Source organism: Streptococcus sp. KR (assembly GCF_002238115.1).
GTDB lineage: Bacteria > Bacillota > Bacilli > Lactobacillales > Streptococcaceae > Streptococcus.
Window position 1 is genome coordinate 1 of sequence record NZ_NGVM01000290.1, and the last position, 247, is coordinate 247.

The window sequence follows — 247 nt, forward strand, 5'->3', positions numbered from 1 at the left end:
ATAATTCTTAAGTGCGGTATATATCTCAGAACCGGCAAACACATCGCCACCAGGTGAATTAATTTCGGCAACAATATTTTGACCATTTGCAGTGCTTAACGCATCTTTAACTGCGGAAGGAGTAACTGTTGAATAGCCAAAGAATTCATATACTTCAGCATCATCATCACTAGATACAACACCTTTAATTGGTACTGTTGTCATTATCATCACCTCCTTCCACTGCTGAAACTTTCAAATCAGGAAA

Annotated in this window: 1 protein-coding gene; it reads right to left on the minus strand. The window is 38.1% G+C overall.

The window, feature by feature from the left end; all coding sequences use genetic code 11:
* The coding region (locus CBI42_RS11990) for an ATP-dependent Clp protease proteolytic subunit (protein ID WP_179211444.1) at nucleotides 1-204 on the minus strand (204 nt) is incomplete at its 3' end.
* Nucleotides 205-247: the final 43 nt, after the last annotated feature.